Source organism: Mycetohabitans endofungorum (assembly GCF_037477895.1).
Classification (GTDB): Bacteria; Pseudomonadota; Gammaproteobacteria; order Burkholderiales; family Burkholderiaceae; genus Mycetohabitans.
The window spans coordinates 825,265-847,983 of record NZ_CP132744.1; the positions used below are offsets into that span (position 1 = coordinate 825,265).

The 22,719-nt window shown below is 62.4% G+C and carries 19 protein-coding genes and 2 pseudogenes; 14 read left to right on the forward strand and 7 right to left on the reverse strand.

Annotated features, from left to right (window positions below; all coding sequences use genetic code 11):
- Positions 1-129 precede the first annotated feature (129 nt).
- Positions 130-1,347, reverse strand: coding sequence for a DUF2863 family protein (locus RA167_RS03840; RefSeq protein ID WP_076786477.1), 1,218 nt, complete (start codon positions 1,345-1,347; stop codon positions 130-132).
- 718 nt (positions 1,348-2,065) lie between these two features.
- On the opposite strand from RA167_RS03840, the gene RA167_RS03845 reads away from it, so the two are divergent.
- Entirely contained in the window at positions 2,066-3,130 is a 1,065-nt protein-coding gene (locus RA167_RS03845) for a 2,3-butanediol dehydrogenase (RefSeq protein ID WP_076786479.1), read from the forward strand.
- Between the two features lie 167 nt (positions 3,131-3,297).
- On the opposite strand, the gene acnA is transcribed toward RA167_RS03845, so the two are convergent.
- The 6 genes and pseudogenes from acnA to RA167_RS03870 form a co-directional block, all read right to left on the reverse strand.
- Entirely contained in the window at positions 3,298-6,012 is a 2,715-nt protein-coding gene (gene acnA / locus RA167_RS03850; RefSeq protein ID WP_076786481.1) for an aconitate hydratase AcnA, read from the reverse strand.
- 34 nt (positions 6,013-6,046) lie between these two features.
- Positions 6,047-6,342, reverse strand: a pseudogene (prpD, locus tag RA167_RS03855) (2-methylcitrate dehydratase); the annotation flags it as partial.
- Positions 6,339-6,525 (reverse strand): annotated as a pseudogene (gene prpD, locus RA167_RS15615) (2-methylcitrate dehydratase); the annotation flags it as partial. The pseudogenes prpD (RA167_RS03855) and prpD (RA167_RS15615), both read right to left, overlap by 4 nt.
- A 32-nt stretch (positions 6,526-6,557) precedes the next feature.
- Positions 6,558-7,094: a hypothetical protein gene (locus tag RA167_RS03860; protein WP_076786485.1), complete on the reverse strand. Its 537-nt coding sequence runs from the start codon at positions 7,092-7,094 to the stop codon at positions 6,558-6,560.
- Between the two features lie 67 nt (positions 7,095-7,161).
- Positions 7,162-8,238 (reverse strand): HpcH/HpaI aldolase/citrate lyase family protein, encoded by a 1,077-nt coding sequence (locus tag RA167_RS03865; RefSeq protein ID WP_083706041.1) that lies wholly within the window; start codon positions 8,236-8,238, stop codon positions 7,162-7,164.
- Positions 8,239-8,262: 24 nt separating this feature from the next.
- Positions 8,263-9,246, reverse strand: coding sequence for a malate dehydrogenase (locus RA167_RS03870; RefSeq protein ID WP_076786487.1), 984 nt, complete (start codon positions 9,244-9,246; stop codon positions 8,263-8,265).
- A 381-nt stretch (positions 9,247-9,627) separates the two neighbouring features.
- Here RA167_RS03870 and RA167_RS03875 point away from each other — a divergent pair, with 381 nt between their 5' ends.
- The 13 genes from RA167_RS03875 to RA167_RS03935 all read left to right on the forward strand — a co-directional run bounded on the left by RA167_RS03875 (position 9,628) and on the right by RA167_RS03935 (position 22,710).
- Complete coding sequence (locus tag RA167_RS03875) at positions 9,628-10,416, forward strand: GntR family transcriptional regulator (RefSeq protein WP_076786489.1); 789 nt, start codon at positions 9,628-9,630, stop codon at positions 10,414-10,416.
- A gap of 203 nt (positions 10,417-10,619) precedes the next feature.
- Positions 10,620-11,030 (forward strand): succinate dehydrogenase, cytochrome b556 subunit, encoded by a 411-nt coding sequence (gene sdhC / locus RA167_RS03880; RefSeq protein WP_076786491.1) that lies wholly within the window; start codon positions 10,620-10,622, stop codon positions 11,028-11,030.
- Complete coding sequence (sdhD, locus tag RA167_RS03885; protein WP_076786493.1) at positions 11,031-11,399, forward strand: succinate dehydrogenase, hydrophobic membrane anchor protein; 369 nt, start codon at positions 11,031-11,033, stop codon at positions 11,397-11,399.
- Between the two features lie 3 nt (positions 11,400-11,402).
- Complete coding sequence (gene sdhA, locus RA167_RS03890; protein WP_076786495.1) at positions 11,403-13,178, forward strand: succinate dehydrogenase flavoprotein subunit; 1,776 nt, start codon at positions 11,403-11,405, stop codon at positions 13,176-13,178.
- A gap of 30 nt (positions 13,179-13,208) precedes the next feature.
- Positions 13,209-13,913 carry a succinate dehydrogenase iron-sulfur subunit gene (locus RA167_RS03895; protein ID WP_076786497.1) on the forward strand — a complete coding sequence of 235 codons (705 nt, stop codon included), beginning with the start codon at positions 13,209-13,211 and terminating at the stop codon, positions 13,911-13,913.
- A 7-nt stretch (positions 13,914-13,920) separates the two neighbouring features.
- The gene (locus tag RA167_RS03900; protein WP_076786499.1) at positions 13,921-14,190 is read left to right on the forward strand and encodes a succinate dehydrogenase assembly factor 2; all 270 of its coding nucleotides are present in this window, start codon (positions 13,921-13,923) and stop codon (positions 14,188-14,190) included.
- Positions 14,191-14,241: 51 nt separating this feature from the next.
- A complete protein-coding gene (gene gltA, locus RA167_RS03905; protein WP_076786501.1) occupies positions 14,242-15,543 on the forward strand; it encodes a citrate synthase in 1,302 nt (433 codons plus the stop codon).
- Between the two features lie 622 nt (positions 15,544-16,165).
- On the forward strand, positions 16,166-17,575 hold the full coding sequence (gene leuC, locus RA167_RS03910; RefSeq protein ID WP_076786503.1) for a 3-isopropylmalate dehydratase large subunit: 1,410 nt from the start codon (positions 16,166-16,168) through the stop codon (positions 17,573-17,575).
- Between the two features lie 21 nt (positions 17,576-17,596).
- Positions 17,597-17,737 (forward strand): entericidin A/B family lipoprotein, encoded by a 141-nt coding sequence (locus RA167_RS03915; protein WP_083703694.1) that lies wholly within the window; start codon positions 17,597-17,599, stop codon positions 17,735-17,737.
- A gap of 94 nt (positions 17,738-17,831) precedes the next feature.
- Positions 17,832-18,485, forward strand: coding sequence for a 3-isopropylmalate dehydratase small subunit (gene leuD, locus RA167_RS03920; protein WP_076786505.1), 654 nt, complete (start codon positions 17,832-17,834; stop codon positions 18,483-18,485).
- Positions 18,486-18,543: 58 nt separating this feature from the next.
- Positions 18,544-19,617, forward strand: coding sequence for a 3-isopropylmalate dehydrogenase (gene leuB / locus RA167_RS03925; protein ID WP_076786507.1), 1,074 nt, complete (start codon positions 18,544-18,546; stop codon positions 19,615-19,617).
- 356 nt (positions 19,618-19,973) lie between these two features.
- Entirely contained in the window at positions 19,974-21,095 is a 1,122-nt protein-coding gene (asd, locus tag RA167_RS03930) for an aspartate-semialdehyde dehydrogenase (protein ID WP_076786509.1), read from the forward strand.
- A 202-nt stretch (positions 21,096-21,297) separates the two neighbouring features.
- Entirely contained in the window at positions 21,298-22,710 is a 1,413-nt protein-coding gene (locus tag RA167_RS03935; RefSeq protein WP_083706042.1) for a FimV/HubP family polar landmark protein, read from the forward strand.
- The last annotated feature ends 9 nt before the right edge of the window (positions 22,711-22,719 follow it).

Below are 22,719 nucleotides of genomic sequence, written 5' to 3' on the forward strand. Positions count from 1 at the left end.
GACATCAGAGATCAATGATGGCAAGAACAAGCAGTGGGCCGGCATTAGCCGAAAGGCCAGTCGGGCCGCGTCTTGACGGCTCTTCGGCCGATGACGCGACGCACGTGGCGGGTGGGAAAAGCGCGGGTCTTAGTGGAAGTGAGGTTGCGCTGGTTCGGCATCCTCAGGCATTTCGGCATGCACGATCTCACCGAGTGGGTCAGCATACAGTGGCACGCCACAGTCGTCGCAGTACTCCGGTTCGAATCGTGCCGCGTGACGACGGATATCAGTGACACCAATTTCCTTGAGCAGTCCGATGACATCGTCGAGCATGCCACCGGCCTGATCTTCGTCGGGCGGCACGTCGTCATCTGGGCCGAGATCGCCGTTCTCGCGGCCGTACAGCGGCCATACCACGCCGTAGATCACGTCGTTGCTGCCGCGCCGGGTGAAGGCGATCCGATATTCATCTACGCGCCGTTCGCCGAAACCGGCGACAACCGCACGTAGTCCATCCGGTTTGGCACCGATCGTGTCGCCCAGATACCTGACTGCAGTGCGCACGGTATGCGGGCGGATTTGCTCATCCGCGTCGCGGCAGGCCGAGTAATACGCGTCTGGCAGCAGGCAGTCGAATTCGCAGCCGGGCAGCACACCCGACAAGTTCGCGCCGCCCTGCGCACGCCATTGTTCCAGGCACTGTCCGCGCTCAACGCGTGCGCCGTTCTCCTCCTCCTGCCAGCGAAACAGCGGCTCGCCGGCCGGCACGGCGACCACAGACAGCAGAAAGCGTGGATCGGCGAGGATCGGTGATGTTTCAGGAAGATCGCCGAGATTTAGCTTGATCGTGCCGCCGACCAGCGCCGCTTGGCCAAGTTGCTGCGCGAGCCGGAACGTCTCGACGTGATGGCGTGGTAACTGGTCGATGCTGTACAGATACGGCGCTAACGCGACGAGCGCCCGTGCCGCGAAGATGTGCGCTTGCAACTGCGCACGCAGCGCATCGACGATGTCGCCTTTCAGCGGGCCGGACGGGATCATGTAACGCGTCCATGCGAGCACTGGTGCCGCGATCAGCAGTACGTCGTACGGTTGACCCTCGTGCTCGATGCGGAACGATTCGCTATGGGTCTCGGCCATGTCGGCGAGGGCGCCATAGGCGTCCGTATGTTTTTGCTGCAGATGGTCTAAAGCGGCATCCAGTGTCGTCTGGTTGCCATTGCGGATCACTTTTTCGATGAGCGCATCGAGCTTTGCTTCCCAGAAGCGGTCTTCGATGCGGCTGCCGGACGCGAAAAGCGCGAGCGACAGACCGACCAGCTTGTCGGCGTCGGGTGGGAGACGTTTAGCGATACGCGAGCGCATGGTGTGCCAATTCAGGTGCAGAGAACCTTACATTTTAGTCCGGATCGAGGCTGACGGTACATTTTCCGTCGTCCATGGAGGCGGGCTTTCGTGCAATGGCACGTTTGCTGCCGCAGCAGGACTGCGTCGTGTCGAAGTTGCGATGCACTTGCGTGATACACGCGTCTCACGGGTATGCTGCCGCGGGCTTTGGTCGCCAGGAAGGCCAAACAAGCACGGAAAGACAGCAGAGACGACGGTCTCACGTGCGCTGTGACGCCGCGTCTCGGCGCAGGTCACCGGCGACCAGTCCGCGTCCGGCCGGGTTGCGTTGTGCAGTGCAGCGCTACAGCCCTCGCGAATTCAGGAGCGCATCGATGTAGTGGATTTTACGAGCCTGTTGCGCTGCTACATCGTGCCGCCCGTGAACGAACCTGCCGCAGGTCCGCCGGCTGGCACCGTTCCTGCATGGGCATACCAGCGCGCAAGTAACGACGGTCGCGTAAGTAACGGCCGCCGTGCAAAACGGCTCCCGCACAAGCATGCAGGTATAGCGGACGCGGCGAGCCAAGCCCTCGGTACGCAGGCATAAAGCATATAGCACACGGACACACAGGCATACAGGCACGCAAGCCGCAGGCACGCGTGGTGCCCGGCTGGCCCATTCGTTGATTTGGCATCGAACAACTAGGATGGAGGCACAATCGTGAACGTCACAACTCCCTTACAGCAACCCAGCATGAAAGCCGCCGTTTGGCGCGGCCGCAAGGACATTCGCGTCGAGCAGGTGCGGGTTCCCGATGCCCCTCCGCCAGGGTGGGTCAAGATCCGGGTGCACTGGTGCGGTATCTGCGGCTCTGACCTGCATGAATATGTGGCGGGACCAGTGTTCATCCCGGTCGAGCGTCCTCACCCGCTTACTGGGCTGAAAGGCCAGTGCATCCTCGGGCATGAATTCAGTGGCGAGATCGCCGACATCGGCGCTGGCGTAAGCGGTTTTCGCGTCGGCGAGCGGATCACAGCGGATGCATGCCAGCACTGCGGCACGTGCTATTACTGCAAGCATGGCCTGTATAACATTTGTGAAAACCTAGCGTTCACCGGCCTGATGAACAATGGGGCGTTCGCCGAGTACGTGAATGTGCCGGCGGAGCTGCTTTACAAACTGCCGGATGATTTTCCGACCGAGGCTGGTGCGCTAATTGAGCCGCTCGCCGTTGGGCTACACGCGGTGAAGAAGGCGGGTAGCATCGTGGGGCAGACCGTGGTGGTGGTAGGTGCCGGTACCATCGGGTTGTGCACGATCATGTCCGCCAAGGCCGCTGGCGCTGGCCGTATCATCGCGCTCGAAATGTCCGCCGCGCGTAAGAAGAAGGCGCTGGAGGTCGGCGCTACGACGGTGATCGACCCGACCCAGGGTGACGCGATCGAACAGGTGCGCGCGTTGACCGGTGGCTATGGCGCGGACGTGTCGTTCGAGTGCATCGGCCATCGCACCACGGCCAAGCTGGCGATCGACTTGATCCGCAAGGCCGGCAAGTGCGTGATGGTCGGTATCTTTGAAGAGTCGAGCGAGTTCAATTTCTTTGAGCTCGTCTCGACCGAGAAGGAAGTCATCGGCTCGCTAGCCTACAATGGTGAATTCGCCGATGTGATCCGCTATGTTGCGGATGGGCGCATCGACGTGCAGCCGCTGATTACCGGTCGCATCGCGCTGTCTGACATCGTGAGCAAAGGATTCGAGGAGTTGGTCAACAATAAGGATGCGAACGTCAAAATCATCGTGTCGCCGGTCGCCGCCTGACGTGCGCGAAGTCAAGCCTGACGCGCGCGAAGTCAAAAAAGCCCGACGCCGTTGAACTGCACCCCAAAAGTTGGACGCCGATCCAACCTTTGGGGTGCAGTGGCGTAGGGCTTTTCCATTGCTGCACCGGTACAGCAGATCCGGTGCGGTGTCTGCAACGGCGTGCGTTATGCGGTCAGCAACTGGCGCAGCACGAACGGCAGAATACCGCCGTGCTTGTAGTAGTCGACCTCGATCGGCGTGTCGATGCGCAGCAGCACCGGCACCTTCTTCACGCCGTTTTTGCCGCGGACGACCAGCGTGACTTCCTGTTGTGGCTTGAACTCATCCGTCAGGCCCTCAATGTCGTAGGTCTCCTCGCCGGTGATGCCGAGCGACTGCACGCTGTCCTCATTGATGAACTGCAGCGGTAGCACGCCCATGCCCACCAGGTTCGAGCGGTGGATGCGCTCGAAGCTGCGCGCCACGACCGCCTTCACGCCGAGTAGGTACGTGCCCTTGGCCGCCCAGTCACGCGATGAGCCGGTGCCGTACTCTTCGCCGGCAAATACGATGGTTGGCGTGCCTTCGGCGATGTACTTCATCGCGGCGTCATAGATCGACATCTGTTCGCCGCTCGGCTGGTGAATGGTCAGGCCGCCTTCCACCCGCGAGCCGTCCGGCTTGGTGGGAATCATCAGGTTCTTGATCCGCACGTTGGCGAACGTGCCGCGCATCATCACGTCGTGGTTGCCGCGCCGCGAGCCGTAGCTGTTAAAGTCGGCCTTCTGCACGCCGTTCTCCTTCAACCAGCGGCCGGCCGGCGAGTCTTCCTTGATTGATCCGGCCGGGCTAATGTGGTCGGTCGTCACCGAGTCGCCGAAGATGCCCAGTGCCCGGGCGTTCTTGACCGGCGTGATCGACTTGGCCGACTGCATCGAGAAATGCTCGCCGAAGAACGGTGGCTCGGCGATATAGGTCGACTTCGGCCAGTCATAGACCTGACCCTCGGCGCCCTCAATCTGGCTCCACAAGTCGCCTTGCTGGGTCAACTGCGAGTAGTTCTCCTTGAACTTTTTCGCGTCCAACGCGTACTTGAGTAGCTGGTTGACTTCATCACTGGACGGCCAGATGTCGCCCAGGTAGATGTCGCGGCCGCCCTTGCCTTTGCCGACCGGCTCGGTCATCAAGTCGCGTGTGATCGTGCCAGCGATCGCGTACGCGACCACCAGCGGCGGCGACGCGAGGAAGTTTGCGCGGATGTTTGGATGGATCCGCGCCTCGAAGTTACGGTTGCCCGATAGCACCGCGGCGGCGACTACGTCATGCTTGACGATTGCATCATTGAGCGGCGGAGTTAGGTCACCGGCGTTGCCGATACAGGTCGTGCAGCCGTACGCTGCGACCGTGAAGCCGAGCTTCTCCAGGTACGGCAGCAGGCCGGTGGCGCTCAGGTACGCTGTGACGATCCGCGATCCCGGCGCGAGCGACGTCTTGATGTGCGGGGCCACCGTGAGGCCCGCGTCAACGGCCTTCTTCGCGAGTAGGCCAGCGGCGATCAGCACGCTCGGGTTTGATGTGTTCGTGCACGAAGTGATCGCGGCGATCAGCACGTCGCCGTTTTTCAACTCGACGCCATCGGTGGTCTTGTATACCTTGCCCAGGTCGTCGGCTTTCTTTGCGAAGCCGTTTTGCGTGACCGGCAGCGAGAACAAGTCAGCGAACGTGCTTTTCACGTTACCGATCTCAATCCGGTCCTGTGGGCGCTTCGGACCGGCAAGCGACGGCGCGACCGTGCTCAGATCTAGCGTCAGCGTCTTCGTGTAGTCGATCTGGCCGGTACCCGGGATGCCATACAGGCCCTGCGCCTTGAAGTAGTTCTCGAACGCGGCGATTTCTTCCTTCGTGCGGCCCGTGCCCTTGAAGTAGTCGATCGTCTTGTCATCAACCGGGAAGAAGCCCATCGTCGCGCCATATTCTGGCGCCATGTTGCCGATCGTGGCACGGTCCGGCAACGTCAGCGATGCGGTACCTTCGCCAAAGAATTCGACGAACTTGCCGACCACCTTCTCCTTGCGCAGCATCTCGGTGATTGTCAGCACCAGGTCCGTCGCGGTCACGCCTTCGCGCAGCCGGCCCTTGAGTTCGACGCCGATCACGTCAGGCGTCAGGAAATACACCGGCTGGCCGAGCATGCCCGCCTCCGCCTCGATGCCACCCACGCCCCAGCCGACCACGCCAATGCCGTTGATCATCGTCGTATGGCTGTCGGTGCCCACCAACGTGTCGGGGTAGTAGACCATGCCGCCGTCCACGCTCTTTTTGTGCACGCCACGCGCCAAGTATTCCAGATTCACCTGGTGCACGATGCCTACGCCCGGTGGCACGACCTTGAACGTGTCGAATGCCTGCATGCCCCATTTCATGAACTGGTAGCGCTCCTTATTGCGCTCGAACTCCAGCTTCATATTCAGGTCCAGCGCATCCTTCTGCCGAAAGTAGTCAATCTGCACCGAGTGGTCCACGACCAGGTCGACCGGCACCAACGGCTCGATGCGCTTCGGATTCTTGCCGGCGCGCTGCGCGACGCCGCGCATTGCCGCGATGTCGGCCAGTAGCGGCACGCCAGTGAAGTCTTGCAACACGACGCGCGACACAACAAACGGGATCTCGTCGGTGCGCGCGGCGTTGGGCTGCCACTTCGCCAACTGCTCGACGTGCTCCTCGCTGATCTTCTTGCCATCGTAATTGCGCAGCACGGATTCGAGCACGATACGAATCGACACGGGCAGGCGGTCGATCTGAATGCCGAGGGCTTTGCCGAGCTGCGGCAACGAGTAGTATTTACCCTTGCCTGAGCCGCTGTCGAATTCCTTAAGCGTTTTGTGGAGATTGTGGGCCATGGTGTTTCCCTTGGGTTGATACGCGTGGGTTCAGTCAAATCACGTACAAATCGACATACTCGTTGACGGGCATCGCCCCTCGAGGCGGGCCGGCTCCAGCGAGACGTCAACAATGGCGTTGCGCTGCTTGTCGACGAAGCGACGCGCAAGATTCGCGCGGAACTTATCAACCAGCAACGAGATGCCGTCGGCGCGGCGGCGCGGGTGCCCGATCGGGTACTCAACCACCACCTCGTCGAATTTCGTGCCGTCGTCCAATTCGACGGTTAGCGCGTCGATGCGCGCGTCGCGTGCGACTTCGTCCTCATAGTCAGCCGCCTCAAGCCGGCCGGGCAGCTTCGTGCAGGCCGGGTAGGACAGCGCCTGTAGCCCACAACCAAGCGTGTCGAGCAGGCAGTAGCACACCGTCTCTAGCGCGAGCGCACTGTCGACGCGGCAGTGCTGCACGTAGTCGATGCTGTCGACCAGCACGGAATCCGGTTCGGGGCGCACGTTCGAGGTCGGTGCAGACATGGCGGGGGCCCTGGTATACGGCCGGGTGTCGCTCAGTTACCTTGCAACAGACCCGGACGCTGCTTGAGCGCCTCGGTCTGGATCGGCGCCGGCGCACCGGCGACCATTGCGGGCGTCTTACATTCGTCGGCCAGTCGAGAGCTATTCTTGTCGGAGAACAGCATCGCCTTGGTCGGAATCACGATTAGATCCAGTCCTGTCGCTGCGTCGTGGAAGCGATCGGCGCCGGTGGTCGTCTGCTCGCGCGGCAGCTTGTAATTCTTGCCTGCCCAATGCACGGTGACAATCTGGTCGCGCTTCATGTCGCCACTCACGAAAAACTCGCTGTTTTCCGCGCAGCCCCATTTTGTCGCGCCTTCCGGCACCGGATCGGCGATCGTTTTCGCGGCGCCCTTTTTGGCGACGCGCTTCTTGAACAATCGATGGCTTGGCTCGGGTTTCTTTGCGCCGGATTTGACGGACGCGGAACTGGCGCCGGTTACGGCGGCCGTGGCGGCGCACGCGTCGGCAGTGACGAACAGCGTGGCGCAGAGCACGCCGATGGCGGTGGCGATAGCGAGTGTCTTCATCTGTATCCATACCTCGAAAAATGGGCGTCAACCGGGCGCGCGGGCGGCGCGCGCTGTTGGCCGGACGTTATTCTCGCCTACTTAACAAGGGGGCAGATATTGGGTTTGCCGTTGCAGCGCGATTCGCCGCGGCGGCATCCGACACGGTGCCCCCAGCAGGCGTGAACCAGGCTGCAACGTCGCTCGCAAGCGGCCGACCGGACGCTTGCGCACGGCGCAGCACGCACCAGTAGTAGCGGTAGCTCGCGCGGTCGTGCAGCGTGTCGCGGTGGCGAATGGGTCCCCATTGCGCCTGCTGTGCGGCACGCAGGATGTCGGTGGCAAGCGCCAATTCGTCGTCGCGCGGCGCGAAGGCGGCGACGATTGGCTCGATTTGCGCCGGATGGATGCTCCACATCCGCGTGTAACCGAATTCGTCGCGGGCTCGCGCGGCATCCTGCGCGACGCGTTGCGCGTCGCGAACATCGGTCGTCACATTGTGCGATGGCACCTTGCCGTGCGCATGACAGGCCGCAGCAATTTCGAGCTTGGCGCGGCGCACCAGCGGATGGTCGAATTGCCCCGGCGAGCGCATCGCGGCGTCAGGAACTGCGCCGTGATGCGCGGAGACGAAATCCATCAGGCCGAACGACAGCGATTGCACGGCTGGCAGCGCGGCCAGTGAAAATACCGCGTCGAGCGCGGCATGCGTCTCGATGAGCAAATGAACCGGGATGGGGGCGGGCAGACCCGTCTCGCGGCGCACCGCGTCGATGAATGCGCACTGCTCGGCCGCCTCGTGTAGCCCACGCACCTTCGGCAACATGATGTACGCGGGCGGGCGCCGTGGTGCATGTAGCACGATGCGCACGTCGTCGCGCCAATGCGGATGATCGTACGCGTGGATGCGCACGCCGACGCGTCCAAAGTGATTGGCCTCGCCGTGCAATAGCGAGGCGACCAGCGCCGCGTGCTCGGTCTCACGTCCGACCTGCGCGCCGTCTTCGCAATCGAGCGTGATGTCGAACACCGGTCCGAGCCGCTGCTGCAGCTCGAGCGACTTGCGCATCAGCTTCTCACTGCCCGCGTAATGATCGCACGCGGGCAGCAGCGCGGGCGGCACTTCGCCATCGAACAGGACATCGGCAGGCGTCAAGGCGCGCATTGTCGGCGTGAAGCGCGTGCCGGCTCAGCCGAGCAGGTGTTGCACGCCGTCACGCTCCTCGAGCAGCTCGCTGAGCGTGGCGTCCATCTTCTCGCGCGAGAACGCATCGATCTCCAGACCCTCGACGCGCTTGTACTCGCCGTTCTCGGTGATCACTGGCACGCCATAGACGATGTCTTCCGGGATGCCGTACGAGCCGTCGGACGGCACGCCCATCGTGACCCACTTGCCGTTGGAGCCGAGCACCCAGTCGCGCACATGGTCGATTGCCGCATTGGCTGCGGACGCGGCCGACGACAGTCCACGGGCCTCGATGATCGCCGCGCCGCGCTTGCCCACCGTCGGGATGAACACGTTGCGGTTCCATTCGTCGTCGTTGATCAGTTGAGTCAGTGACTGGCCCTCAACCGTTGCGAAGCGGAAATCCGGGTACATCGTCGGCGAGTGGTTACCCCATACCACGAGCTTCTCGATTGAGGCGACCGGCTTGCCCGCCTTAGCGGCCAATTGCGACAGCGCGCGGTTGTGGTCCAGGCGCAGCATCGCGGTAAAGTTCTTCTTGGATAGGTCCGGTGCCGACTTCATCGCAATATAGGCGTTGGTGTTGGCCGGGTTGCCCACCACCAGCACCTTCACATCGCGGCTAGCGACCTCATTGAGCGCGCGACCCTGCACCGTAAAGATCTCGGCGTTGGCCGACAGCAAGTCCTTGCGTTCCATACCCTTGGAACGGGGGCGGGCGCCGACCAGCAGCGCAACGTCGGCATCCTTGAATGCAACTTTCGGATCGTCGGTGACGACCACGTCGGACAGCAGCGGGAAGGCGCAGTCCTCGAGCTCCATCACCACGCCCTTGACGGCGGCTTGCGCCTGCGGCAAATCGAGCAGTTGCAGAATGACGGGTTGGTCTTTGCCAAGTAGGTCGCCATTAGCGATGCGAAATAGCAGCGAGTAACCAATTTGACCTGCGGCGCCAGTGACGGCAACGCGCTGAGCGGGCTTAGCCATTGATAAATCTCCAGGACGAGACGTTGAACGCAACAAAGAACGCCATTTTAAGCGCGCCGCGTGGCTCTTTGCAGCATGCCCGGGCTGACGTTCGTCGCGCGTTGGTGAAGCGCGGTCTCGTTTGCCGCATGGGCGAACCACCTGCTGGGATGCGGTGCTCGCGCACGCGGCTAAACGGGGCGTGCCGGTAAATTTCGGTCTTTCCGTATTGCGCGGTGTATCGCGCACCGATCCGGCACGATACGCCGTAAAGCATTGCATAGCAACGAAGTTTAGGAGCCAAAGGGGGTAAAGTCAACCGTATCTTATATCTTATATAAGACAGATGAGTAGGGCGAAAAAAGATGGACGGTGTGGCGACCTTCATGATGAAATAGCGCCATGAATTCGATCCACGCGAGCCCGGGCAACACGACGGACGGCACCGAGCGCGGCCTGGCCGCGGGCGCGCCGTCGCCCACATTCAGCCCGCTTTATCAACAGATCAAGGCGCTGATCACGCAAAGCCTGGAGTCGGGCGAGTGGAAGCCGGGCGAGATGATCCCGAGCGAGGTGGAATTAGCTGCACGCTACAAAGTCAGCCAGGGCACTGTGCGCAAGGCGATCGACGAGTTGGCCGCCGGCAATCTCCTTGTGCGCCGCCAGGGTAAGGGCACGTTCGTGGCGACCCACCACGAGGACCGCGTGCAGTTCCGTTTCCTGCGGCTGTTGCCCGACCAGGGCGAGCTGCAGCCGCACGAGAGCCGCCTGTTGGAGGTACGGCGCTTGCGCGCACCGGCGGAGATCGCACGGCAGCTGGAACTCAAGCCCGCGGACCCCGCGGTGCTGGTCAAGCGCGTGCTTGAGTTCGAGGCCAAGCCGACGGTGCTCGACGAAATCTGGCTGCCCGGTGCGCTGTTTCGCGGGCTCACGCTGGAGCGGCTGTCCGAGTATAAGGGGCCGCTGTATGCGATGTTCGAGACGGAGTTCGGTACGCGAATGATCCGCGCGTCCGAGAAGATCCGCGCGGTGGCCGCCGACGCGGCGGTGGCCGCGCTGTTGGGTGTCGCACCCGGTTATCCGCTGCTGTCGGTCGATCGCGTATCGTACACGTACGGTGATCGACCGGTCGAAGTGCGGCGCGGCTGGTACGTGACGGCCGGATACCATTACCAAAACGATTTGAGCTGATAGAAAAAGACGATGGCACCGACGCGCGGCAGTCCAGTCTGGCGCGCGCCGCGCGCGTTGTGCAACCCCTATTGTTGCGTATAAGGCAAAGCAATCTTGCAACACTGGCGCCCGAAAGAACGCCGGCGCAACATTGTTGCGATGCATTGCGAAAAGAAAAGGCGTTAAAATTACGGGTTGGTGTCTCAACTTGGGGTCTAGCAATGGCTGAAGCCGTAAAAAAACCAAGACCGGAGTACCGGAACATCAGTATCGGCCAGATACTGACATACCGACTACCGCTCGCGGGCCGTGTGTCCATCCTGCATCGCGTCAGCGGTGCGCTGCTGTTCCTGCTGCTGCCTTTCTCGCTGTACCTGCTTGAGCAGAGCCTGACTTCGGAGCTCAGCTTTGCGTCCCTGAAAGCTTTCTTTTCCTATCCCTTAGTCAAACTCATCGTGCTCGTGCTGTCGTGGGCGTACCTGTTCCACTTCTGCGCCGGACTGCGCCACTTGCTGCTAGACACGCACCGTGCGGTCACGAAGCAGGGCGGCAAGCAAACGTCGATCGTCGTATTCGTGGTGTCGTCGGTGCTTACGATCGCCGTCGCGCTCAAACTGTTCGGAGTCTTTTAAATGGCAGCGAATCACCGCATTGGTCCGAAGCGTCTGGTCGTCGGCGCTCACTATGGGCTGCGCGACTGGATTGCGCAGCGCGCGACCGCGGCGATCATGGCAATCTACACGGTCATCCTGCTCGTCTGGTTCTTCTCGGCCGGTAACTTTTCGTATGACGGCTGGGCGGCGATCTTTTCGATCCAATGGATGAAGCTCGCGACGTTCGTCACGCTGCTCGCGCTTTTCTACCACGCCTGGGTCGGCGTGCGCGACATCTGGATGGATTACGTGAAGCCGGTCGGCGTGCGGCTCGTGCTGCAGGTGCTGACGATTGTCTGGCTCATCGCGTGCGCGGGCTACGCCGCACAGATTCTCTGGAGAGTTTAAAGCATGGTTGCAATTAAGAATTCGCTGCCGCGTCGCAAGTTCGACGTGGTGATCGTCGGCGCGGGCGGCTCTGGGATGCGCGCGTCGCTGCAACTGGCGAAGGCTGGCTTGTCGGTCGCCGTGCTCTCCAAGGTGTTCCCGACCCGCTCGCACACGGTGGCTGCACAAGGCGGCATCGGCGCATCGCTCGGCAACATGAGCGAGGATAACTGGCACTACCATTTTTATGACACGATCAAGGGCTCAGACTGGCTTGGCGACCAGGACGCGATCGAGTTCATGTGCCGCGAGGCGACGAACGCGGTCTACGAGCTTGAGCACTTCGGCATGCCGTTCGACCGCAATCCAGACGGCACGATCTATCAGCGCCCGTTCGGCGGCCATACCGCGAACTATGGCGAGAAGCCGGTGCAGCGCGCTTGCGCGGCCGCGGACCGCACCGGCCACGCGCTGCTGCATACGTTGTACCAGCAGAATGTGCAGGCCAAAACGCATTTCTTCGTCGAATGGATGGCGCTGGACCTGATCCGTGACGCCGAAGGCGACGTGCTCGGTGTAACCGCGCTCGAGATGGAAACCGGTGACGTCTACATTCTCGAGGGCAAGTGCACGCTGTTCGCGACCGGCGGGGCGGGGCGCATCTTCAATGCGTCGACGAACGCGTTCATCAATACCGGCGACGGTCTCGGGATGGCCGCGCGCGCTGGCATCGCGTTGCAGGACATGGAATTCTGGCAGTTCCACCCGACCGGTGTTGCGGGCGCGGGCGTGCTGATTACCGAAGGGGTGCGCGGCGAGGGCGGCATTCTGCGTAACGCGAACGGAGAGCGCTTCATGGAGCGCTACGCGCCGACGCTGAAGGACTTGGCGCCCCGCGATTTTGTGTCGCGCTCGATGGATCAGGAAATCAAGGAAGGGCGCGGCTGTGGTCCGAACAAGGACTACGTGCTGCTGGACCTGTCGCACATCGGCGCGGAAACGATCATGAAGCGCTTGCCGTCGATTCGCGAGATCGCGCTGAAGTTTGCGAACGTCGATGCGATCAAGGAGCCGATTCCGGTGGTGCCGACGATCCATTACCAAATGGGCGGCATCCCAACGAATATCCATGGCCAGGTCGTCGGCACGCCGAAGGGCCATGAGGAGCCGGTCAACGGCTTCTACGCGGTCGGCGAATGCTCGTGCGTATCGGTCCACGGCGCGAACCGTCTTGGCACGAACTCGTTGCTGGACCTTGTGGTGTTCGGCCGCGCGGCCGGCAATCACATCATCAAGCACGTGAAGGACGTGAAGGAGCACAAGCCGTTGCCGGCCGATGCGGCCGATTTTGCGTTGGCGCGGCTGGCCAAACTCGATGCGTCCACGTCGGGCGAGTACACGCAGGCGGTGGCGGCGGACATCCGCAAGACGATGCAGGCGCATGCGGGCGTGTTCCGCACGTCGAAGCTGCTTGCCGAAGGTGTCGTGAAGATCCGCGAAGTGTGCGCGCGCGCTGGCGACGTGCATCTGAAGGACAAGTCGAAAGTGTTCAATACTGCGCGCGTCGAGGCGCTCGAGCTAGCCAACCTGACCGAAGTCGCTCGTGCGACGATGGTGTCGGCCGAGGCGCGCAAGGAGAGTCGGGGCGCGCACGCGCAGAGCGACTATGAGCACCGCGACGATGAAAACTGGCTGCGCCATACGCTGTGGTTCAGCGAAGGCGACCGTCTGGACTACAAGCCGGTCCACATGAAGCCGTTGACGGTCGATTCGGTCCCGCCGAAGCCGCGGACCTTCTGAGCGACGCGCAGCAAGTCAAAGGAAACGAACATGGCAAAACGTATTTTTGAAATTTACCGCTACGATCCGGACAAGGACGCCGCGCCGCGCATGCAGACGTACGAGATCGAGCTCGACTCGCATGACCGGATGCTGCTCGACGCGCTGGTCAAGCTCAAGTCAATCGATGAGACGATCTCGTTCCGCCGCTCGTGCCGCGAAGGCGTGTGCGGTTCGGATGCGATGAACATCAACGGCAAGAACGGGCTGGCGTGCCTGACGAACCTGAACGAGCTGCCGCACAAAATCGTGCTGCGTCCGTTGCCGGGACTGCCGGTCGTGCGCGACCTGATTTGCGACTTCACGCAGTTCTTCAACCAGTATCACTCGATCAAGCCATACCTGATCAACGACACGCCGCCACCGGAGAAGGAGCGGTTGCAGTCGCCCGAGGAGCGCGACGAACTCGACGGCCTGTATGAGTGCATCCTGTGCGCGAGCTGCTCGACGTCGTGCCCCAGCTTTTGGTGGAACCCGGACAAGTTCGTCGGCCCGGCGGGTTTGTTGCAAGCGTACCGATTCATCGCCGACAGTCGCGACCAGGCAACCGGCGAGCGGCTGGACAACCTGGAAGACCCGTATCGTCTGTTCCGTTGCCACACGATCATGAACTGCGTCGACGTGTGCCCGAAGGGGCTCAATCCGACAAAGGCGATCGGCAAGATCAAGGAACTGATGGTGCGCCGGGCGGTTTGAGGCTGACGTGTCTTCGTCTCATCAGTCCGACCCTACGCGTCGCGCGCGGCTTCGCTGGCGCGCGCGACGCGGCCTGCTGGAAAACGATCTGATTTTTGAGCGTTTTTTCAGCCGATATGAACATGCACTCAGCGACGCGGACGTTGGCGCGTTCACGCAATTGCTGGAGCTGTCCGACAACGAGCTGATGGACCTGCTGCTGTCGCGCAGCGAACCCGATGGCGCGCTCGCGACGCCCGACGTGGCGCGCGTACTCGGCTGGCTGCGTACGGTGTGATTCATGCGTCATATCGCAAACTGTTTCCCATACCACGATTGAGGATCTGCCATGACCCCGTCAGACGTTAAAGCCACGCTATCGTTCAGCGACAATTCGCCGAGTGTCGAACTGCCGATCTACAAGGGCACGATGGGCCCCGATGTGATCGACATCCGCAAGCTGTACGGCCAGACCGGCAAATTCACGTATGACCCGGGGTTCATGTCCACCGCGTCGTGCAACTCCTCGATCACTTATATCGATGGCGACAAGGGCGAGCTGCTGTACCGCGGTTACCCGATCGACGAGCTGGCGCAGAATGCGGACTTTCTCGAGACGTGTTATGCGCTGCTCAAGGGCGATCTGCCGAATCAACAGCAGAAGAAGGAATTCGTCGATACCGTGGCCAAGCATACGATGGTCCACGAGCAGATGCAGTTCTTCTTCCGGGGCTTTCGCCGCGATGCGCATCCGATGGCGATCCTGACGGCGGCGGTGGGTGCGCTGTCGGCGTTCTACCACGATTCGCTGAACATCAACGATCCGCGTCATCGTGAGGTATCGGCGATCCGGATGATTGCGAAGCTGCCGACGCTCGTCGCGATGGCCTACAAATACAGCATTGGCCAGCCGTTCGTCTATCCGCGTAACGATCTATCGTACAGCGCAAACTTCATGCGCATGATGTTCGCGAACCCGTGCGAGGAATATGTGATCAACGACGTGCTGGTGCGCGCGCTTGATCGTATCTTGATCCTGCACGCGGATCACGAGCAAAACGCATCGACGTCGACCGTACGGCTGGCCGGCTCGTCCGGCGCGAATCCGTTTGCGTGTATCGCCGCGGGGATCGCGTGTCTGTGGGGGCCGGCGCATGGCGGTGCCAACGAGGCGGCGCTGAATATGCTCGAGGAAATCGGCTCGCCGGACAAAATTCCCGAGTTCATCAAGCAGGTCAAGGACAAGAACTCCGGTGTCAAGCTGATGGGTTTTGGCCACCGCGTGTACAAGAACTACGATCCGCGCGCGAAGTTGATGCGCGAGACGTGCCACGAAGTGCTCAACGAGCTTGGCTTGCACGATGATCCGCTGTTCAAATTGGCGATGGAGCTGGAGAAGATCGCGCTCGAGGACGAGTACTTCGTGTCGCGCAAGCTGTATCCGAACGTGGACTTCTATTCCGGCATCGTGCAGCGCGCGCTCGGTATTCCAACGTCGATGTTCACGTGTATTTTCGCGATGGCTCGTACGGTAGGCTGGATCGCGCAGTGGAGCGAGATGATTTCGGAGCCGGAGCAAAAGATCGGTCGTCCGCGTCAATTGTTCATCGGCCATACGTCGCGCGAGGTGAAGCCGATCGACAAGCGGTAAGAGCGGACCGGCGTGTTGCGGCTGTCGGTATTCGGCGGCTCGTAACCGGTAGCCTGTGTGAACGGGCAGTCTGCGTGAACCGGCCGTCAAGGTTGATTAGGCCGAGGACAGAGCGGGCCAGAGGTGCTGGACAGGCGCCTCTGGCCCGTGCGCTTTTTCCGCGCCGGGATGGTTGTAGGCTGGGCCGCCGTCTGCAGCCCTCTCCGATGCGTATGCGTTGGGATTGCCGGTAATGACTGGCAGCAGTCGAGACCGGCAGCAGTCGAACGCCGTAGGGCTGCAGCGTGCCCTGCGTCGCAAACGCGAGATCCACACTTGGCTCGATCTGACAAGGGAGCCTCGTGACGGGGCAAACGAGCTGTGCGGAGGATCCGCATGCGGGGCGGCGGGCACATCGGCGCTGCGCCGGGACATCGCTGTCCAGCGTGCATCAGTCAAGCTGGCAGTATTTATCCAGGTATTGCGAATACCACCGTAACTTTTTGTTTTTATTGGGTTTTTTTATCAAAGGGCTAGCGAATCGGCCAGTGCTGCTGGCATAATCGGTGCGTGGACCCACGCAGCATCGACCTACGCTGTCCCTTCAATACCCCGGTCCAGCACTGACCCGAGACTGAACGCCATGCCCCAGACCCTGTATGACAAATTGTGGGATTCGCACGTCGTCCATACCGAGGAAGACGGCACCACGCTGCTCTATATCGACCGGCACCTGTTGCACGAGGTGACTTCGCCACAGGCATTTGAAGGCCTGAAGCTCGCGCAGCGACCGGTGTGGCGCATCAGCGCGAACCTGGCAGTGTCGGACCACAACGTGCCGACTACCGACCGCAGCCACGGCATTGCCGATCCGGTGTCCAAGCTGCAGGTCGATACGCTGGACGCCAACTGTGACGCTTATGGCATCACGCAATTCAAGATGAACGACCAGCGGCAGGGCATCGTTCACATCATTGGGCCGGAGCAGGGCGCGACGTTGCCCGGCATGACAATCGTGTGCGGCGATTCCCACACGTCGACGCACGGCGCGTTCGGCGCGCTCGCGCACGGCATCGGCACGTCCGAGGTCGAACACGTGCTCGCCACGCAAACGTTGCTGCAGAAAAAAAGCAAGAACATGCTGATCAAAGTTGATGGCGTGTTGCCGCGTGGATGCACGGCCAAGGACATCGTGCTCGCGATCATCGGGCGCATCGGCACGGCGGGCGGCACCGGCTACGCGATTGAATTCGGTGGCTCGACGATCCGTGCGCTGTCGATGGAAGGTCGCATGACCGTGTGCAACATGGCCATCGAGGCCGGCGCGCGCGCCGGGATGGTGGCGGTCGATGACACGACAATCGACTATTTGCGCGAGCGGCCGTTCTCGCCGAAGGGCGCCGAGTTTGAGCAGGCCGCGCAGTATTGGCGCACGTTCCGCTCCGATGAAGGCGCGTACTTTGATCGCGTCGTCGAGCTGGATGCCGCGCAGATTGTGCCGCAAGTGACGTGGGGCACGTCACCGGAGATGGTCACCTCGATCGACGCACGGGTGCCGGACCCGGAGCGCGAGAACGATCCGGTCAAGCGCGATGCGATGGAGCGCGCGCTCCAGTACATGGCGTTGGAGCCCGATACACCGATCGAGGCGATTAAGCCCGACAAGATCTTCATTGGCTCTTGCACGAATGCGCGGATCGAGGATCTGCGCGCGGCCGCGCACGTGGTGCGCAAGCTCGGGCGGCGCATTGCACCGAGCATCCGACAGGCGCTGGTCGTGCCGGGCTCCGGGCTCGTGAAGGCGCAGGCCGAGCGCGAGGGGCTCGACAAAGTATTTAAGGACGCCGGGTTCGAATGGCGCGAGCCGGGTTGCTCGATGTGCCTGGCGATGAACGCGGACCGGCTCGAGCCAGGCGAGCGCTGCGCATCGACGTCGAATCGCAATTTCGAGGGGCGCCAGGGCAACGGCGGACGCACGCACCTGGTCAGCCCGGCGATGGCAGCCGCGGCGACCATCGAAGGTCATTTTGTCGACGTGCGTCAGCTGGCCTGACGCGACGGGGAGAGCACCAGAATGAAGCGCGTATTCATCGGGTGGTTCGCAGTGGCCGCGGCGGTGCTGGGCTGTGCCGCGATCGCGGGATGCAACACCGTGTCGGGTTTCGGGCAGGACATGCGCGAGGCCGGCGCGGCGATCAAGAAGGCCGCGGAGTAATGCGGGTCGCGCCGCAGGTCACGGGTCACGCGCAGGGCCCGCGACGGCGGGCCTGACCTGGTCCGATCAGGACTCGATCACGTTCGAGGAAGTCATGAAAAAATTTGTCGTTCACACTGGTATCGTCGCACCGCTCGATCGCGAGAATGTCGACACCGATGCCATCATTCCGAAGCAGTTCCTGAAGTCGATCAAGCGTACGGGCTTTGGTCCCAATCTGTTTGACGAGTGGCGCTACCTGGACCATGGAGAGCCGGGCCAGGATTGCTCGAAGCGGCCGCTGAACCCGGATTTCGTGTTGAATCAGCCGCGCTACCGGGGCGCCTCGATCCTGCTTGCACGCCAGAACTTCGGCTGCGGCAGCTCACGCGAGCATGCGCCGTGGGCATTGCAGCAGTATGGCTTCCGGGCGATCATCGCGCCCAGCTTTGCAGACATCTTCTTCAACAACTGTTTCAAGAACGGCTTGCTGCCGATCGTGTTGCGCGACTCCGATGTACACCGGCTGTTCAACGACACGGCCGCATTCAACGGTTTCCAGCTAACGATTGACCTGGAACAGCAGCAGGTGCGCACCGTGGACGGTGCCCACGTGTTCGAGTTCGATATCGCACCGTTTCGCAAGTACTGTTTGCTCAACGGGTTCGACGACATCGGTCTTACGCTGCGTCATGCTGACCGGATTCGTCAGTTCGAGGCCGAGCGGCTGGCCCGTCAACCGTGGCTGAACAATCGTCTCGTTGGTTGAGGCGGCACGCGTCGCCGCACATCGCGCCTTTCGATTCAATGTCTTTGGAATGGAATGTATGAAGATTGCCGTGTTGCCGGGCGATGGGATTGGCCCGGAAATCGTTACCGAGGCGGTAAAAGTCCTGAACGCACTCGACGAGCGATTTGAGCTAGAGCAGGCACCGGTCGGCGGCGCTGGCTACGAGGCAAGCGGGCACCCGTTGCCGGACGCCACGTTGGCGCTGGCCAGGCACGCGGACGCGATCCTGTTCGGCGCGGTCGGCGATTGGAAATACGACCAGCTCGAGCGTGCGTTGCGCCCGGAGCAGGCAATTCTTGGCTTGCGCAAGCACTTGCAGTTGTTTGCAAACTTTCGTCCGGCGATTTGCTATCCGGAGCTGACCGGTGCGTCATCGCTGAAGCCGGAGATCGTGTCTGGACTGGACATCCTGATCGTGCGCGAACTGAACGGCGATATCTACTTCGGCCAGCCGCGCGGCCTGCGCGACGCGCCGGACGGCCCGTTCCACGGTAGCCGCGAGGGTTTCGACACGATGCGCTATGCGGAGCCGGAGGTGCGACGGATTGCGCACGTGGCCTTCCAGGCCGCGCAAAAGCGCGCGAAGCGGTTGACCTCGGTCGACAAAGCCAACGTGCTGGAGACATCGCAACTGTGGAAGGACGTCATAATCGACGTGGCGCGCGACTATCCGGATGTCGAACTCTCGCATATGTATGTCGACAACGCGGCGATGCAACTGGTGAAGGCGCCCAAGGCGTTCGATGTGGTTGTGACGGGCAACATGTTTGGCGATATCCTGTCCGACGAAGCCGCGATGTTGACCGGCTCGATCGGGATGCTGCCCTCCGCGTCGCTTGACGCGAACAACAAGGGCCTATATGAGCCGTCGCACGGATCGGCGCCGGATATCGCGGGCAAGGGCGTGGCCAATCCGCTCGCAACGATCCTGTCGGCTGCGATGATGTTGCGCTACTCGCTGGGGCGCGCCGAACAGGCCGGCCGGATCGAGGACGCGGTTAAGCGTGTGCTCGCGCAAGGTTATCGCACGGCGGACATCGTCACGCCGGGTTGCAAGCAAGTCGGCACGCGCGAAATGGGCGATGCGGTCATCGCGGCGCTGGCGCGCTGATACACCGCCCAGGCGATTTGTCCGAGGCGGTGCAAGTTGCTGAATCGGTTCGCTTTTTGAACCGGTTTGGCGCCATCGCGTCACGATTTCGTGTACACTGCGCACCATGATGCCAGCATCGTGCTCCACGAACCTAGTTGCCGCGATCATTGGTGACGATCGCGGTGTGCGTTCGCGCGAGCGGAAATTAGCGGCCGTGCGTGTTCGCGCGGCGCATCGCACGCTTATTGGCACGACGATTATTCGTACCCGCAAAACGATCAAAGCTTGATCGTGTCCAGTCGTGTCCGCCCCATCTTCCCCGCGCGGCCACACTGGGGACAGATGCGGGGAAGAATCGATCCCAAAGGTAAGTCATGAACGTAGGTTTCGTTGGTTGGCGCGGCATGGTCGGCAGTGTCCTGATGCAGCGTATGCAACAGGAGCGTGATTTCGACCTGATAGAGCCGGTCTTCTTCAGTACCAGCAATGCGGGCGGTGCGGCGCCGGCATTCGCGAACACGAACACGAAGCTCAAGGACGCGTCCGATATCGACGAACTAAAGCGCTGCGACGCGATCATCACGTGCCAGGGTGGTGACTATACGAACGACATTTATCCGAAGCTGCGCGCAGCCGGCTGGAAGGGCTACTGGATCGACGCGGCATCCGCGCTGCGGATGAAGGACGATGCGGTGATCATCCTGGATCCGGTTAATCTCGACGTGATCCGTGATTCGCTGGTGCGTGGCGGACGCGATTTTATTGGTGGGAATTGCACCGTAAGCTTGATGCTGATGGCGCTGGGCGGATTGTTCCAGCACGACCTGGTCGACTGGCTGACCGCGATGACGTATCAGGCCGCGTCCGGGGCCGGCGCACAAAACATGCGCGAGCTTTTGGCGCAGATGGGGACGCTGCATGGCGCGGTGGAGCCGCAACTGGCCGATCCCGCGTCGGTCATCCTGGACATCGACCGCCGCGTGTCGTCCGCGATGAACAGTGATGCGATGCCGACGCAGCATTTCGGCGTGCCGCTGGCCGGTTCGCTGATTCCATGGATCGACAAGGACCTGGGCAATGGCATGTCAAAGGAAGAATGGAAGGGCGGCGCCGAGACGAACAAGATCCTCGGCCGTCCAGCCGTCGGCGAGCCGGGGTCGATCCCGGTCGACGGATTGTGCGTACGCATCGGTGCGATGCGTTGCCACTCGCAGGCATTGACGATCAAGCTGAAGAAGGACGTGCCGCTTGACGAGATTGATCAGATGCTGGCGACGGCGAACGATTGGGTGAAGGTCGTGCCGAACGAGCGCGACGCGTCGATGCACGGGCTGTCGCCGGCCAACGTGACCGGCACGTTGTCGGTGCCGGTCGGCCGGCTGCGCAAGCTTGCGATGGGCGGCGAATACTTATCGGCATTCACGGTCGGCGACCAGTTGCTGTGGGGCGCTGCCGAACCGCTGCGCCGGATGTTGCGCATTTTGCTCGAGCGTTGATCCGCCAGCGAACAACGCGCGTGCCCGTGCGCGCGAAAGACAAGGGCGTTACGCGCTGCGTGGCGCCTTTTTCGTTTTAAGATTCTGCTTTTGTGATCAAAAGCCGTTTTGTGATCGAAAGCCGACTGGGATCGGCGTCGGCGTGTGGCACAGGCCAACGGCGGCTCAGGTTAGCACGCATTGTGGCGCTGCAGGAGTATCAATGACTGTTCGAGCAGGGGGGGCGCGCGCGTGCGCTGTGGTGGTGGCGGCAATGGTTGCGGTGTTGCCGCCGGGCGCGGCGGCAGCCGGAACGAATACCAGCGCGGACGGCACGGGCGGCGCGTCGGTTGCCGAGAGCGCAGGCCCCAATCGTTTTGTCGTCAAGCCCGGCCAATCGCTGAACGACATAGCCAGTGCTGTGGTCCAGTCCAACGACCGGGCGATGCGTGACAGGATGGTGGCACTGCTGTTCGAGGCCAATCCCAGCGCGTTCATGGGGCGCGATCCGAACCGCTTGAAGATCGGCGCGGTGATCCGCGTACCAGACGACGCGGCGGCGACGGTGACGACCGGGGCGTCGGCGATGGCCGCGTCGGGCGCCGGCAATGCACTGCCGCCCGCGGCGTCGGGCACGGCCGCGCCGGGTGGCGCCGCGTCCTCATCTGCGGCGCGGGCGGTTTCGACACCTACCGTGGCGGCGAGCCAGGGTACGGACCACGCGTCGGCCCGCACGGGTGCCTCACTACGTCTGTCGTCGGCGATCGCGGCGGGTGCTGCTGTGCTGGCGGTCCTGTTGGTGGGGTTGCTGAGTGCACTGGTGCGACGACGGCGGCGCACGGCAGCTAACGGCGACATGGGCGGTGCACAAGGCGTTGGCCCACGCGAAGAGACTCGAGCGGGTGCGGCGCGTGCGCCGGATGATGGCTTGCCGCATCGCGTCTTGGCGATACGGACCGGATCTGAGCCGTCTGACGGCGCGGCAGCCCATGCCGCTGACACGGCGTGCGAAAGCCCGACCAGTGACGCTGGTCAGGCCGGCCTGCTGCCTAGGGCCGTTTCCGCCGCCGGAGCGCACGACGCGTTGTCTCGCGGTGACACGGTCGAGCACGGTCCGAACGCTGCGCCGCCGTCATCGAGTGTTGTTTTAGCCGCCTCAGCAGCCGAATCGCTGACTGTCACAGCAACGCACGCCGGGGAGCGGCAAACGCCGCTAGCGCCCGACTTTCCGGCACACGCCGCTGCCGCGCTGGCATCGCTGGAGCTGTCGCTGCCGCCGCTGTCGTCCACGCCGTCGAGCGCGAACGATGCGGCAATTGCTGCCGTTGAGCGCGACGCACCGATGGCCTCGCCACCCTCCGTTGCGCCGCCGCCCGGCGTCGGTGCCGCCCCTTTCGGCGCACTGAACCTCGATTTTGATCTCAATTTGCCGCCGCTGGCCGAACAACCGTGCGTCGTGTCGACGCCGGACGAACTCGCCGCGATCGCCCGTAACAAGCTCGATCTGGCCGTCGAATACATGGAGTTGGGCGATGCGGCGGGCGCGCGCGCATTGGTCAGTGAAGTCATCGCGTCGAACGAGTCGACGACGCTGGACGAGGCGCGGAAGCTGCACGCCGTGCTTACGCCGCTTTGAGTGGGGTGG

Bases quoted from the DNA above. Each gene is read 5' to 3' on its own strand.
- RA167_RS03915 (WP_083703694.1), top strand. From the start codon at position 17,597: ATGAAGCGCGTATTCATCGGGTGGTTCGCAGTGGCCGCGGCGGTGCTG.
- RA167_RS03860 (WP_076786485.1), bottom strand. From the start codon at position 7,094: ATGAAGACACTCGCTATCGCCACCGCCATCGGCGTGCTCTGCGCCACG.
- RA167_RS03845 (WP_076786479.1), top strand. From the start codon at position 2,066: ATGAAAGCCGCCGTTTGGCGCGGCCGCAAGGACATTCGCGTCGAGCAG.
- RA167_RS03840 (WP_076786477.1), bottom strand. From the start codon at position 1,347: ATGCGCTCGCGTATCGCTAAACGTCTCCCACCCGACGCCGACAAGCTG.
- RA167_RS03865 (WP_083706041.1), bottom strand. From the start codon at position 8,238: ATGCGCGCCTTGACGCCTGCCGATGTCCTGTTCGATGGCGAAGTGCCG.
- RA167_RS03875 (WP_076786489.1), top strand. From the start codon at position 9,628: ATGAATTCGATCCACGCGAGCCCGGGCAACACGACGGACGGCACCGAG.
- RA167_RS03935 (WP_083706042.1), top strand. From the start codon at position 21,298: ATGACTGTTCGAGCAGGGGGGGCGCGCGCGTGCGCTGTGGTGGTGGCG.
- RA167_RS03870 (WP_076786487.1), bottom strand. From the start codon at position 9,246: ATGGCTAAGCCCGCTCAGCGCGTTGCCGTCACTGGCGCCGCAGGTCAA.
- sdhD (WP_076786493.1), top strand. From the start codon at position 11,031: ATGGCAGCGAATCACCGCATTGGTCCGAAGCGTCTGGTCGTCGGCGCT.
- sdhC (WP_076786491.1), top strand. From the start codon at position 10,620: ATGGCTGAAGCCGTAAAAAAACCAAGACCGGAGTACCGGAACATCAGT.
- asd (WP_076786509.1), top strand. From the start codon at position 19,974: ATGAACGTAGGTTTCGTTGGTTGGCGCGGCATGGTCGGCAGTGTCCTG.
- leuB (WP_076786507.1), top strand. From the start codon at position 18,544: ATGAAGATTGCCGTGTTGCCGGGCGATGGGATTGGCCCGGAAATCGTT.
- leuC (WP_076786503.1), top strand. From the start codon at position 16,166: ATGCCCCAGACCCTGTATGACAAATTGTGGGATTCGCACGTCGTCCAT.
- acnA (WP_076786481.1), bottom strand. From the start codon at position 6,012: ATGGCCCACAATCTCCACAAAACGCTTAAGGAATTCGACAGCGGCTCA.
- gltA (WP_076786501.1), top strand. From the start codon at position 14,242: ATGACCCCGTCAGACGTTAAAGCCACGCTATCGTTCAGCGACAATTCG.
- leuD (WP_076786505.1), top strand. From the start codon at position 17,832: ATGAAAAAATTTGTCGTTCACACTGGTATCGTCGCACCGCTCGATCGC.
- sdhA (WP_076786495.1), top strand. From the start codon at position 11,403: ATGGTTGCAATTAAGAATTCGCTGCCGCGTCGCAAGTTCGACGTGGTG.
- RA167_RS03895 (WP_076786497.1), top strand. From the start codon at position 13,209: ATGGCAAAACGTATTTTTGAAATTTACCGCTACGATCCGGACAAGGAC.